This window comes from Rhodopirellula sp. SH410, from assembly GCF_055811895.1.
On the sequence record NZ_CM147949.1, the window covers coordinates 541,854 to 556,482 of the forward strand.

Annotated in this window: 7 protein-coding genes; 2 read left to right on the forward strand and 5 right to left on the reverse strand. The window is 58.2% G+C overall.

Annotation, left to right across the window (positions count from 1 at the left end; genetic code table 11):
* Nucleotides 1–427 precede the first annotated feature (427 nt).
* Together SH410x_RS02230 and flhA are read right to left on the reverse strand one after the other, a co-directional pair.
* Entirely contained in the window at nucleotides 428–1,621 is a 1,194-nt protein-coding gene (locus SH410x_RS02230) for a flagellar biosynthesis protein FlhF (RefSeq protein ID WP_473674215.1), read from the reverse strand.
* Nucleotides 1,621–3,669: a flagellar biosynthesis protein FlhA gene (flhA, locus tag SH410x_RS02235; protein ID WP_473677228.1), complete on the reverse strand. Its 2,049-nt coding sequence runs from the start codon at nucleotides 3,667–3,669 to the stop codon at nucleotides 1,621–1,623. Before flhA ends, SH410x_RS02230 begins: the two co-directional genes overlap by 1 nt.
* A gap of 452 nt (nucleotides 3,670–4,121) precedes the next feature.
* Here flhA and SH410x_RS02240 point away from each other — a divergent pair, with 452 nt between their 5' ends.
* Both SH410x_RS02240 and SH410x_RS02245 read left to right on the forward strand, forming a co-directional pair.
* On the forward strand, nucleotides 4,122–5,564 hold the full coding sequence (locus tag SH410x_RS02240; protein ID WP_473674217.1) for a neutral/alkaline non-lysosomal ceramidase N-terminal domain-containing protein: 1,443 nt from the start codon (nucleotides 4,122–4,124) through the stop codon (nucleotides 5,562–5,564).
* 391 nt (nucleotides 5,565–5,955) lie between these two features.
* A complete protein-coding gene (locus SH410x_RS02245; protein WP_473674219.1) occupies nucleotides 5,956–10,641 on the forward strand; it encodes a PVC-type heme-binding CxxCH protein in 4,686 nt (1,561 codons plus the stop codon).
* A gap of 84 nt (nucleotides 10,642–10,725) precedes the next feature.
* Here SH410x_RS02245 and SH410x_RS02250 read toward each other — a convergent pair whose 3' ends face one another.
* The 3 genes from SH410x_RS02250 to SH410x_RS02260 form a co-directional block, all read right to left on the reverse strand.
* Entirely contained in the window at nucleotides 10,726–11,772 is a 1,047-nt protein-coding gene (locus tag SH410x_RS02250) for a molybdopterin-binding domain-containing protein (RefSeq protein WP_473674220.1), read from the reverse strand.
* A complete protein-coding gene (hemE, locus tag SH410x_RS02255) occupies nucleotides 11,769–13,739 on the reverse strand; it encodes a uroporphyrinogen decarboxylase (protein WP_473674222.1) in 1,971 nt (656 codons plus the stop codon). The genes SH410x_RS02250 and hemE overlap by 4 nt, the downstream gene beginning before the upstream one ends.
* 464 nt (nucleotides 13,740–14,203) lie before the next feature.
* Nucleotides 14,204–14,569, reverse strand: coding sequence for a hypothetical protein (locus SH410x_RS02260; RefSeq protein ID WP_473674223.1), 366 nt, complete (start codon nucleotides 14,567–14,569; stop codon nucleotides 14,204–14,206).
* Between the last annotated feature and the right edge of the window lie 60 nt (nucleotides 14,570–14,629).

Genomic DNA, 14,629 nt, shown 5'->3' on the forward strand with positions numbered 1-14,629 from the left:
ATCTCCTACTTCGGATTTAGGCTTTCGTCGATCTCGCTGCCGAGGAGAGTATGTCCCCCTGCGAGCGGTCACTGCGAAATAGCGAGCATCCGTTTCATAAGTCAACTCCGGTTATTGAGTACACCGTTAGTGAGTGCTTATTGAGTCGGCGGTATCGCGTCTCCCAAATCGATTAATCGGCATCGTGAAAAATTGTCTCAAGTGAGCTTTGTTCTTCACGCTCCGGTTCAGTTCATGTTATCGGCTCAGTACCGTTTAGTTCTTGAGGTAAAAGTCGTGGAAATGATTTTGGCTCTTGGTCGCTGCTGGAAATCGTTGTTGTCGGTAGTGGATCTTGTTAAAGATCCTGCGGCATGAGGATCTTGAACAAATCCAAGTCCCTGGAATTCATTGGTGATCTCGCACGACCTGCTAGCCGGCCGCTTCATCAAGCCGCTTCTCCGAAGGGGACGGTCAGTGGGGTCATTGGCAGGAGTGCGCCCACCAGATTGGGCGCGTCGGCGACGGCGATGTCATCGGGCACCTGCTGGCCATGGGTGATGTAACTCAGTGGCGTCGACAGATATCTCTCGCTCGCCGTCAGTGCCGAGAGCACGCCCGCGGTATGCGGGGTCTCGTCCAGCTTCGTCAAAATCACGGAGGTCGCTCGTACCGGCGTGAACCCACTGAGCGTGGTCAGGATATTTTCGCTCGAACTCGTTGCGCTGAGCACGAGATGGGTCTCGTCCGGTTGGGCAGCGCGGAGGAACTCCGCCAATTGATCGATTCGGGCATCACTGCGGGGACTGCGACCCGCCGTATCGATGAGTACCAAGTCGACATCCCCGAGTAGATCCATGGCGGGTTGCATTTGCTCAGGCTTTTCAACGACCTGCATCGGTAGGTCCATGATCTCAGCGTAGGCCTGGAGTTGTTGGACGGCGGCAATTCGGTATGTGTCAATCGTTAGCAAACCGACGCGGCGTTTGGATTCGATGCGGAAACCTGCAGCGAGTTTTGCAACGGTCGTGGTCTTGCCGACGCCGGTAGGACCGACCAATGCGACGACGTGTCGCTCGCCGGGCTGCGTTCGAATCGGACCACAGAGGTTCAGTTCACGGGAGATTGCACGCTGTAAATGCTCCAATCGGCCATTGAGGTCGTACGGCAGTCGGTCGTTCATACCAACATTGCCAGCGAAGCTTGAGGCCGACGCCAGCCAGCGACGGATGACCGCCTCGGGGACACCGGCTTGACGCAAGGGGCCAACCAGCGGATCGATCGACAGCGGATCAACGTCGCTCGAATCACCCATGTCATACAGCTTCATGGAGATCGTCTCCCCGTGTCCCGTTCGATCAATCGATGAGGACGCGCCGGAGAAGAGTCCTTCCGAATATCGCTCGAGGCTCTGAAGGTCGTCAGGACGCGAGACGCTACCGTCATCGGTCGTCAGGCCGGATGGATAACTACCCGCCCCACGCAAACCCGCGATCACTTCGACTTGGGTACGGCCGAGCCAACCAAGCCAGCCGTCACGGACCTGGCGGGTGTGCAGCACCGAGGCATCCGGACCCATTTGTTCCCGGATGTCGGCCAGTGCGGCTTGCAGGTTTGCTGCTTTAAAAGTTCTTATGGACATCAATCACTCACCACGCCATGCGATTGGATTTGCGTATCTTGCGTGATCTCGTTGTAGGATAGGATCCGCACGCGGGGCATCGATGCGGCGACGATCCTGTGCAGCCCCGGACGAATCCGCGGGCTAACCAAAACGACCGGGTGATGACCCAACGCAATCAATTTCTTAACACCAACGGAGATTTTCTCGCAAGTCGAGTCGACCGCCGATGGACTCATCCGTACAAAAAGTCCACGATCATTCTGTTCGATGCCCGCCGCGATCTGATCTTCTGTTGCTGCGTCGAGCGCGATCACGTGCAGTTGTCCTCGTCCGTCGCGATATCGGGTACTGATCGTACGGGCCAGACGTTGCCGGACGTGCTCACTCAAGGCGATCGGGTCTTTCGTCGTGCGCGCGTGATCGCCCAATGTTTCGAGAATGATCGCGAGTTGGCGAATGGGCACATCTTCACGCAGCAGCGTCTGCAGTACCTGCTGCACATCGCTGACGTTGAGCAAGTCGGGGATGAGCTCCTCGACGACCGCCGGAGCAGCCTGTTTGAGTTCGTCGATCAAGTGTTTGGTCGCATCACGGGTCAGCAGCTCATCGGCGTGACTACGGGCAATTTCTTGCAGGTGGGTCGCCAGCACGGCGGCGGGTTCGACGGGCATGTAGCCGTAGATGGCGGCTTGCTCACGCCGGAGCGGATCAATCCACACCGCCGGCCCACCGAAGGTTGGATCGTAGGTCGGTTCCCCTTCGATCACGCCAGTTGTGCTGCCGTGGTCGATCGCGAGCATGCGGTTGGGCAAGACCCGCTCCGTCGCGATGGGATTGCCCGCGATTCGGATCTCGTACTGATTGTCTTCGAGATTCATGTCATCGCGAATTCGGACTTTCGGTAGCACGATCCCAATGTCACCAGCCATCGAATTGCGCACTCCCGTGATTCGCTGCATCAGATCGCCGCCTTGCCGGGGGTCAGCCAACGACAGCAGGCCGAAGCCGATCGCCAGTTCCATCGGGTCGACGGCGAGAAAATCTTCAACGCGCTTGGTGGGGGTCAGCTCCGCGGCGGCCTGCTCGTCCTGTACGGCCTGCTCGTTAATCGTGTCCTGCTCGTTCTGCCGTTTCAGCACAACGGCCAGTCCCAGGCACCCTGCACCGAGGGTGGCCATCGGAACCGTCGGTAGATTGGTCATGATCAGTAGGCACAGAAAGCCTCCCGCCACCGCCAGAGCTTTGGGGTTGCTGAACACCTGCTGCAAAAACTGTTCAGGTAGATTGGCTTTGTTCGCACTCCGCGTGACCAGCAACCCGGCCGCCAGTGAGATCAACAGCGCGGGCAGTTGGCTGACCAAGCCGTCACCGATGGTGAGTTTGGTAAACAGTTCGACGGCCTCAGGAACTGACATTCCATACCGCATCACGCCGATATACAGACCACCGGCCACGTTCACCAGCGTGATCACGATCCCAGCGACGGCGTCACCGCGGACGAATTTACTCGCACCGTCCATGGCCCCATAAAAATCGGCTTGCGCACCGACGTCTTCACGTCGCTGCTGAGCCGTCTTTTCATCGATATTGCCCGCGTTGAGATCCGCGTCGATGGCCATTTGTTTGCCCGGCATCCCATCGAGGGCAAATCGGGCCGCCACTTCGCTGATCCGTGTGGCACCTTTGGTGATCACAATGAACTGGATCAATACGATGATGACAAAAATAATGATTCCAACTTCGATCCGGTCGCCGGCCACAAATTCGCCGAAACCTTGGATCACCCCCCCGACGGCACCGCTGTCGCCGGACTCCGTACTGGTCAGAATCAACCGCGTCGTGGCCACGTTGAGCACGAGTCGGGCGAGCGTGGTTGCGAGCAGCAGAGACGGGAAAATGCTGAATTCTAGCGGCGTTTGGACGTAGACCGTCGTCAGCAGCACGATCACACCAACGGTGATATTGGCAGCCAGCAACAGATCCATCAGAAACGGTGGCAGCGGTACCAGGATCACCACGAGGCAACCGATGATGCCCAATGGCAACACCAGATCTCGATAGCGCATCAACGACTGCATGGACCGTCCTTTGTCCCAGAAACTAGAAATTTCGTCTCAAGATCGAGGGTAGCAAGTCCGGGGAGCACGCGTCCAGGTCGTTCCCAGGTTGTTCGAGTTTCACGCCGAGCGAGATTTTCACGCCGAGCGAGATCACGCTGACGCCGCCAGGCACCCATTGCCATGAATTGTCGCTCGGCGGCACGATCAAAGAAAGAAGAGCGGTCGACCGGGGAACATCGCATTGCACGGGGCGTGGGGAACCGGGACATGGGGAGCCGGGACATGGGGAACCGGGCCGTGGGGCCATCCGAGTTTGAGCTTCAGCGCAGAAGATGTGACGCCCTTGGTGATCTGCTAACATAGCGAACAGAAATACGAGAGACTCGCGTTCTCTGTATCCCACCTTCCCACCATCGCTCTGGGCGTTGGTGCCCGCCGGATCAACCGATTGGATTGATATGACCTCTCCTGCATGCGCTCATCGCAACTTCCCGCTGACTCGTCGTGAGATGCTGACGGGCATCGGTGCGACACTCGTCGCGACGGCCGCCCCTCATCCTCTGGCAGCGGATCAAAGCCGCGATGTCTCCCTGGCGATTGGTCAGGCGGTCGTCGACATCACTCCACCGCTGGGGATCGAACTTGCTGGATTTCACAAACCACCCGGTCAAGAACGCCGCATCACGGGGATTCGGCAAGCAACAGCAGCGAGAGCCTTGGTGCTGCAAATCAAGGATCAGGTGGTCGCCATCGTTACCCTGGATATCCTGACGCTCTCGGCGAGTTTCACCCAAAAGGTGCAGCAGCAGGTTGCCAAGCGGACGGGGATTCCCGCGTCGAACGTACGCGTCTGCGCGACGCATTCCCACTCAACGCCCACATTTACCTTTTTACAACAATGGGGCGCCATACCGGAAGATTACCAAGACCAAGTTGCCGGGCTCGCCGTCGACGCCGTTGAGCAAGCACAACAGGATTTATCCTCTGCCCAATTGCACTTGGGTAAAAGCAAGGTCGAAGGCGGCAGCTTTAACCGCACCACGCCGACGTGGAAAACCGAGCAAGCGTTCGATGACGAATCAACGGATGCCGACCGCTGGTTGGATACAACGCTGCATCTACTCCGCTTCGTTCGGGCGGGCAAGTCGGATGTGTTGTGGTATCACTTTTCCTGCCACCCTGTCTGTTACCAAGATGGTCTGGCTGGGCCCGATTGGGTGGGCTTGGTGGCAAAACAAGTACAAGCCAAACACGGAGTCACGCCCGGCTTCCTGCAGGGGCATGCCGGAGACGTTAATCCGGGCGACGGGAAAATTTGGATTGGGAAAGCCGAGCCAACCGCCGCGGCGATCTCGCTGGGAATTGATAATGCTCTCGCGGTCGCTCAACCGATCACGACTGACGAATTACGAATCGTTTCAGAACCGTTTGCGATTCCGTTGGACATCGAATTGCTGCAGTCGCAGTTGCAAACCTATCGCGACCATCCCGAACAGTGCGTCTCGGGAGAATGGGTCGATGCGCGGTTCTCCAAAGCTTGGTATGACTCGGCAAAAACGTGGGATCTCAACACGAAGGCACATTCGACACCTATGTCGGCACTGCGGTTGGGAGACCTCGCGATCCTGTTCCACTCCAGCGAACTGTATAGTTTCTACGGTCTCGACATCCAACGCCGGTCGCCATTTGAGCACACAGTGGTCGTCGGTTACGCCGACGACAGTGTCGGATATCTCGCCGACCCGACTGCTTACCAGAACAAGGAATACGCAGCCGTCACGGTTCCTCGGATTTTGGACCTGCCGCCCTTCACGCCGACCGCTGCTGCGCATCTATCGCAACACGCAGTTGAACTGTTGGGGAAACTGACCTCAGCACGTTCACGCAATGGTTTCGGCTAAATATCGCATGGGCAACAGGTGACGAATTCTCCCGCACCTACGCTCGCCAGAATGTGAAATCCCGCACTCCGGCGAGTGTACCGACGTCATCTTTTCTCCACGCGATGCTAATAGAGGTTAGGTGGAGTGAATCACCCAAACGTGCTTCGGAACGAGCGGAAAATAAGTGGCCGAACGCTCCGCGGTCGGAATGGTCGACCGCGGAGCGTTCGACCACAATTTCAGACAGTAATTTTCCGCTCGTTCCTTAACAGGCGAGGAAGCCAGTATGCACATCGCCACGGCAGTGGCAGTCGCATTTATCCCGGTGCATCCGCATGGGGGTAGGCTGGCCCAGAAATACATCCCGTCGCAATCGCGGCCGCAGCAAATCATTCTAAGGAGAAACATCATGCGTCGTATTGACCGAAAACTTTTCCGGGCGTTCCTTTTCGGAGTCTCCGCCACTCTGTTGAGCGGTGTCGTCGGTGAACGCTTGCCAGCCGCCGACGGCAATCCGTTTGCGTATCTCGACGATTACTCAAACCCGTACTATCCGCACACGAATTTTCCCAAACTGACGACGCCGCAGTGGGTGGGGGAACCAGGCGTCGAGGCGGTCGTCGTATTGGGGATCGATGACATGCGAGACACGGCGAAGTACGAGGCCTACTTGCGACCGATCCTCAATCGTCTGAAACAGATCGACGGGCGAGCGCCGCTGAGCATCATGACCTGCCAAGTCGATCCTGAGGATCCGCAACTACAAGCTTGGCTCGACGAAGGGCTGTCGTTCGAAACGCACACCGTCGATCACCCCTGCCCCTGTTTGCAGAGTGGTCAGTTGGAGCAAGCCAAATCGACTTATGATCGCTGTGTCGATATCGTCTCGGCGATTCCCAATAGCCAACCGGTCGCGTTTCGGTTCCCTTGCATGGATTCTCAAAACACGCCCAGCCCGCGGGCGTTCGCTGAGATTATCAACCAAACCACGCCGGCGGGGAACTTCCTCCAGGCGAGTACATCGGTCGTCTGCGTTTTTACATCGAGTGACCCGGACATTCCTCAGTCGATCACGCTGAATTCCGACGGCGAGGAGCGGTTCAAACGTTACATCCCGTTTCCCTCGTTTGTCAATCAAATCGAAAACTATCCCTACCCCTTCGTGATCGGCAAGAAGTGCTGGGAATTCCCGTGCATGATCCCGGATGATTGGCAGGCGCAGAACATTCAACAACCCAACAACCCGAGAACGGTCGACGATATGTTGGCCGCGATCGATGCGACGGTCGTGAAAAAAGGAATCGCCGATATCGTTTTTCATCCCTACGATTGGATCCGTAGCGAACAGATTGCCGAAGTCGTTGACCGAGTCGATGCGAAGTACGGCAAGCGGGTTAAGTTTTTAACCTTCCGTGAATGCATCGAGCGAATCAACAAGTATCTGTTACTCGATCAACCACTCCGTCGGCGAGTCGGTGGAGGGGACAATGGGGTCCGCCTTGTCGACCTGAATTTGGACGGATATTTAGATGTGATGATCGGAAATGATCAACGGCAAGTCGCGAGAGTTTGGGACCCTGAAAACCAGGTGTGGAATGATTTCACCAGCCCGGTGAAATTTGTGGCCAGCGATGCCAGCTCAAACTCGATTGATCAAGGGGTTCAGTTTGGGCAGCTGATCGCCGGCCAAGGCGTTTCCATGTTGGTTAATAATGACCAGGACCAGTCAATCTATCAATTTGCAGGGAACCGCTTTGTGCGGAAAGCGTTGCCTGAAGAACTGATTCCGTTTCGCACTCGCGTCGCGGGCGTTGATCAAGGGGTTCGATTGCGTGACTTTGATAAAGATGGAACGTCCGAAGTCTTGGTTGCCAACCCTGAAACGAAAACATTTTTCGAAGTGGAGCGAGACGGTACGTGGAAGCCAAATCCGTTTCCGTATGCGGTGGTGGATATCAATGGGGCCGATAATGGGCTGCGTTTCGTTGACTTGGACAAAGACGGATACGATGACCTGATCGTATCGAATCCATCCGAATCCGCGGTCCGTTTGTATGACGCCGGATCGCGCAACTTCACTCGCTCGGTCGAACCGGATGGCGAAATCCCGCTGATTGTTCGAGGCGGAACGAACAACGGAGCCTGGTTTGCCGACGATCATATGTGGGTGCAGAACGAGGACACCAACCGGTTGCCCGATGGGGTGGATCGTCGCTCGTTTTCGCAGTTGACCGGCAACGCCGAGCCCGGCCCACGCAGCGCCGATCAATCGTTGAAATCGATGCGGGTGCGACCCGGTTTCACGATTGAGTTGGTCGCCGCCGAACCGCTGACGATGGATCCCGTCGCCCTCGATTTTGGACCGGATGGAAAACTATGGGTTGTCGAAATGGCCGACTATCCGCTCGGACTGGACGATCATGGGACGCCGGGCGGTCGGGTCCGGTATCTGGAGGATATCGATGGGGATGGAGTCTACGACCAATCGACACTCTTTCTCGACAACATCCCCTTCCCCACGGGCGTTCTCGCTTTTGGCGATGGCGTCATCGTCAGTGCCGCCCCCGCGATCTTCTATGCTGAGGACACCGATGGTGATGGAACCGCTGATGTGCAAACAGAACTCTACCACGGTTTTGGGGAAGGGAATCAACAGCACCGGGTGAATGGATTTGAACGCGGGTTGGACAATTGGATCTATTTAGCCAATGGAGACAGCGGCGGGACGATCAGGTCGACTCGAACAGACGAGGTCGTCGATATTCGCGGACAGGATCTTCGCATCCGACCGACCACCGGGGCGTTCGACCTCCAAGCGGGCCCGACTCAGTTCGGACGCCATCGCGACGATCATGGCAATTGGTTCGGATGCAACAATTCCGTTCCCGTTCGACATTACCTCCATCCCGCTCAGTACCTACGACGAAATGCCTTTGTGCCGCCGGCGACGCCGAGTCGAGACATTGCCCGTCTGGACAACACGCAGGTGTTCCCTATTTCTCGTGTGCTCAGCCACTGGTCCGGGTATGTGCCTCCCGCTCCCGGCAGTCGGCATGCATTCACATCCGCGTGCAGCACGATCGTCTACCGCGACAGCTTGTTGGGACCCGACTTTTTGCGAAACACCTTTACCTGCGAGCCGGTCCACAATTTGGTCCAGCGACGTCGGCTTGTGCCCCACGGGGCGACCTTTGAGAGTCATCGGGTCGGCGACGAGGCAGACGTTGAGTTCCTGGCGTCGGCGGATAGCTGGTTCCGCCCTGCGAGCGTGACGACGGGCCCCGATGGCGCGATCTGGGTCGCGGACATGTACCGGTTGGTGATGGAACATCCCGAGTGGATCGACGATGAGCGGGAGAAAACGCTGGAACTTCGCGCCGGCCATGATCGTGGCCGGATCTACCGCATCTTCCCAACGGACCAGCCTCCCAGGCCGATGGTGAATTTGAGCAGCATGAGCACCCCTCAGCTTGTTGATCAACTCGGTTCGCCCAGTGGCCGCATCCGCGACTTGGCCCAGGCGATGTTGATCCGCCAGCAGGGCACTTCCGCAACTCGATCGCTGCAAGAGGTCGTTGAATCATCACCGCGCCCCTTGGCGCGTTTGCATGCGATGTGCACGCTCGACGGATTAAACGAATTGACCGTCGATACGCTGGAAGTGGCGTTACGGGATCCGGATCCCACGGTTCGGCGGCACGCGATTCGGTTATGTGAACCGTCGCTGAGCGGTGACGCAGGTTCCGCCCCACTGTTGATGGCTGTGCTGCAGTGTGACGCCGCCGATCCACACGTCCGACAGCAGCTCGCGTATTCACTTGGTTACAGTGATTCGCCGCAGGCGGTTGCGAAGCTTGCCGACATCGCTGCGAACTCGGCCGATCTGCCGGCGATTCGGGACGCCGTCATCAGCTCCCTCCGTCCCGAAATGCTGGGGGCATTTCATGCTGCCATCCAACAGAACCCTCGCGCCGCGGCGGCCTATCAGGACGTCATCCTGGAAATGGCCGCTCGCAGCGGCGAAACTCAGTTTATATCGAGCTTGGTCAAATCCCTTGTCGCCTCGATCCGTGATGACGTTCCCGCCCCAGATCGAATTGATGCATTAACAAAGACCTTGAAAACTCTGCGTCAAAAAAACGCGGAGCTTGCGTCGAGTACCCAAACGCTCATAGCTGAATTGAAAACGCAAGCGGTGCAGTGGGCATCGGACGCCCAGGCCAGCATCCCGCTGCGAGTCGCCTCGCTCCGGTTGCTCGCGTTGGAGAAGCGGGACGACCGTGTCAACCTAAACCTGCTCACCGCCGCGCAACCGGTCGACGTCCAGATCGCTGCCGCCGAGGCGATCGTTGCCAACGATCCCGAGGCGATATTGGGCCGCCTCGCATCGATGAGTCCCACGGTGCGGCGAGCGGCGTTAGACGCAATCCTCGCCCGCGAATCGACGACACTCGATCTGATCGCAGCGTTAGAGTCCGGAGGGGTGCTGCTACACGCGATCAGCGACGACCATCGACGGCGGCTTCTTTCACACGCCAGCGACGAAGTCAAAACGGCGGCGGCCGACCTGTTTGGACGCCCCAGCTCCGCCGCGGAAAAACAAGTGCTGTTGCAGCACTACCTCGCTGCCGCGACCGGGGCGGGCGATCCACAACAGGGAGCGATCGTTTTCCAAAAACACTGTGCCGCCTGCCATCGAGTCAACGAAGTCGGGCACGCCATCGGCCCAGACATCGCCAGCCTGAAGGACCGCACTCCCAAAACGATTTTGACGGCGATATTGGATCCCAATCTCGCGGTGGAGGACAAGTATCAGGGCTACAGCATCCTGACGCTCGACGGGGAGGTGATGACGGGAGTCATCAGCAATGAATCCAGCACGGCGATTGAGCTGCAAATGCAAGAGGGGAAACGTCAAAGCGTCTTACGAGACGATATCGAGTGGATTCGCAATACGGGTATCTCGCTGATGCCCGAAGGTTTCGAACAATCCATTTCGCTGCCGCAAATGAACGATCTACTGGCATATCTGAACGTCCCCGCCGATCTCGCTCCCACTCCCGCACCAACATCACCTGCAGGAGAAACCCCATAGAGTGGCCGCATCGTTGGCGGGGGTTTCAGCCTCGCCGCCAGGGCGAGATCGGTCTCTTGAGCGTTTCGTCGGCTGTCCAATGTTTCAGGATTGGTTGGTCAACAACTCATTCAACAAATCGGTTTCACTCGGCAAATCCGACTTCACTGCAGTCGCCAGGGGCAACGATACCGATCCGTCGCCACGGATCACCATCCCAGGTCGATGCAGCCCCGCGACAGAACATGCTCGGTAGGTCTCCGCCAACTCCGGTCCCGGATCGATGCCGCCAAGTTGCAATTCAGCGGCGCGCGAATCGATACTGAGCGGCGAACCAATCCGAATGTCGAAAGCGGTATCACCGTTGGCGCCCGTGGTCGTCTCAGGGCTGGTGTTGCTGCTCCACAGGCACACACTTCGTAGCGTCGCAGCGGCATCGAGCGTCAGCAACACGGCGCGTTTCTTCGCGTTGCGTTGTCGCACCAAGCGTGCCAGCATGGTCGCACTGAGCGATTCTTCGCCGCTCACAAAGGCTCCCGGGCCAATCAAAATGGCACAGTACTCGGACGAAATCCAGTTGTCCGAGTGATGAACGAGTTCATTGGTTGCCAGGGGCGAGACGTGCTCACGTTCAGCCGTCGCGGCCGCGACGGCGGTAGCAGCGGCGAAGCGTGAAAGGTCATCGGCGGTGCATTGCTCGAACCGCTGGACTTGCGTTTGATCAGAACCGTTTCCTTTCAACCGTAGCTTTTCACCCAAACGTGGCCATGCCTGATCGACACGACCGATCATCCACACGAGATCAGCATGCGTTGCGATGTCGGCGAGCGTCGCCGAAACGATTCCATCGCGACTGGCCGTCTGCAGCAACGCCTCGATGCTCGGGTCCGATTCGATGGTCAAGTCAATCCGCTCTGCCGCTTGCCACCGAGCCAATTGCCGCGCGGTGGATAAATCGACACCCGTCGTGACCACGCGAAGTGTCTTGGCCGAAACGCTCGCGATCGGGAGGTTACCACGCTTAGGAGGCGGGATCTTAACCGGGGACGCCGCTGACAGGATCGGGCAACGGTTCCCCTCCCCTGCTCCATTCTCGTCGATGCGAACGTCGTCACAGTTCAGCGGACACAGCGGGCAGACGATGCTCGTCATGCGTCTGGCCCGCCGGCAAAATCGTCCCGCACTGAGAGTTCTTGGACCGCCTTCACCAGCTCGATGGCGTTCTCAACGGGGGTCATCTGCATGACGCCATGCCCCAGATTGAAAATATGCCCAGGCCGACCGCCGACTTGATCGAGCAATTCTTTCGCGGCCGCACGAATGGTTGCTGGATCCGTCAACAACACGGTGGGGTCCATGTTGCCTTGAACGGAAATGTCGTGGCCGATGCGTTTCCACGCCGTCGCCATGTCAATCCGCCAATCCACGCCCACGACCGTGCGGCGGTCACCACGTAGCAGAGGCAACAGTTCCGGGTTGCCTGTCGCAAAGTTAATCAGCGGCACTCCAGGGGTGACTCCAGCAATGATCCGCCGCATCCAGGGCAAGACAAATCGGCTGTAGTCCGCTGCCGACAAACACCCTGCCCAGCTGTCGAACAACTGCACGCACTGCGCGCCCGCGGCGATCTGTTCATTCAGGTACACGATGATTGCGTCGGTCAACCGGTCCATCAACGCCGACCATCCGCCGTCATCCGCTCGCATCAGTTGCTTGGTCGCCGCGTATTGTTTGCTGCCGCCACCCTCGATCGCGTAGCTGGCCAGCGTGAAGGGGGCGCCGGCAAAGCCAATCAGCGGGATGGAATCGGGCAGGTCCTTCCGCGTTTGTCGCACGGTTTCGTAAACGAAGCCGAGGTCTTGAGGATTGTCCAGCCCTTTGACGCGGTCGATGTCCGCTGCCGTCCGGACCGGGTTGTGGATGACGGGCCCATCTCCTTTGACGAACTCAAGGTCGAAGCCCATTGGCACGAGAATGGGAAGCAGATCCGAGAAAATGATCGCCGCATCAACACCGAGTCGATCGACAGCTGTGCACATCACTTCGCTACACAGGCCCGGATTGGCACAGAGTTCGAGGAAGCTCTGTTGCGAGCGAACGGATCGGTACTCTTGCATGTATCGCCCGGCCTGACGCATTAACCACACCGGCGTCCGCGGTGTCGACTCACCGCGACACGCTTTCATGAACAGGCTCGATTGCGAGGGATGGTCGTCGATCGCAGTCATCGGTTCTCGATCCTCTTCGTCTGTCACGCTGACTCGCATTTGTTTGGCATCTGCCGTCGCTAGGACTCGGCGTTTTTCCACGAGCATCGCCGAATCCCGCGCCGCCTCATTGACGAGATGGCCCATTTTGGGGTGCGAGGGTTCCATGTCAACGTGGATATCACTCTCGCGAAGCATGTCGCTCGTCGTGGGGCCGATCGACGCGACAACGGTTTGGGCCAGCCCCTGACGCAACGCATCTGTCAGGCTCAGCGAGTCCGCCATGCGGAGCATGTTGACGACTTGGTGGGCACTCGTCAGCAAGAGCATGTCTCGCTGGCCCGCCGCGATCGCACGAACATTGGCCTCCAGTGGTTCGGTGTCTTCGGGGTATTCCCAGCCGTAGACACGCACCGTTTCGGGGATCGCGCCGCGAGTTTCCAGTCCCGCGATCAGAGACGTATTGGTCACCCCATATTCCTGGACACCCACCACTTGGTTGGCGATCGGGATGCCCCCATCGATCATTTTGAGCAAATCCCGCCACGTATTCGGCTCAGGCACCCGGAAAGTGGGGGTGACGCCGACATCTCGCATCGCGGCAGCCGGTTTGGGGCCACGGCAAATCGTCGTGATGTCGCTCAACGCATCGAGAAATCGTTGGGGTTCAACGTGCTTTTCGATGCTCTTGAGCAAGTACCGGAAACCACCGCCAGTCATGAATATCATGATGGGAATCTCACCCGTGATCACCCGATAAGCGAAATCGATCGCCGGCCGGTTCGGTTCGATCGGTACCTCCCGCATCGATGGGCTGACGCAGGCCTCCCCGCCAAACTTCGTGATCAGTCGGGCCATATCCTCCGCCCGACGGCTTTCGAGCGAGGCAATACGAAGTCCAGAGAAAGGCATAGTGGGAGCAGAGGGGGAGGCAGGGGACGGGAGAGGGGGAGACACGGAGAGGGGGGAGACAAGGAGCGAGCTTCGAACTCATTGTTTGGCAGCCAATCCTCCGCAGATTGTAGGGGAATCTGCCGCGTTGGGGATGCCGGGCAAATATCGTCGCTCGGCTCTCCAGGCCGCTAGTCTAGTGGATTCCTCCGGCAAGATTTGCTCCGATATCCAAGCGGTGGGGAAGACGTGAGCCTGGCGGGCTCAACCGTTGGGCTCGCGCCGAGTTGAAGCTGGAGTTGTGTCGTGTTTGTTCTCAGTGGCGAAGCCACGGCATGCAATAGCCCCCGGAGACGCCAGTCCGGGGAACCCGTTGCGAAGGATGGTGGCGAAATCCTGAAGGGACGGTATGCGTCTCTCGCGCCAAATGGATTGCGGGCGAAATGCTTGGCATCGCTTCGCGATTTCAATTTGTTGAGTACCCGTTACCTCGGACTGGCGTCCGGGGCTATCTCGTGCCACCGCTTTGCGGTTACGAACAGGAGTGCGATCCCGAGCACGATGGACACCTCCCCAAACAACCAATTCACGCCACCGGGGAAGTGATTCGCCAATCCAATTGGAACCTCGGTCGGGTGCCGGTACTTCTCTATAAAGGCCTCGTCCACATCAATGCCCTGGGCAATCCACCGTGTCTCGTCCGTCGCAATCTGCTCCTGCAGGGCTGCCGCATCCGCCAGTTCTGAATGCAGTTCAGCTTCGACTTGATCGATGTCGTGGCCGACTTGCATCGACAAGCTCGCTTCGGCTTTCTGTCGATATTTTGATCGTGCGGGCTCGTTGCGTTGCATCTTATTGCACCACGCCCACCTTGGGAGCAGTATGATAGACAATGCGATTCCGGTGAATCA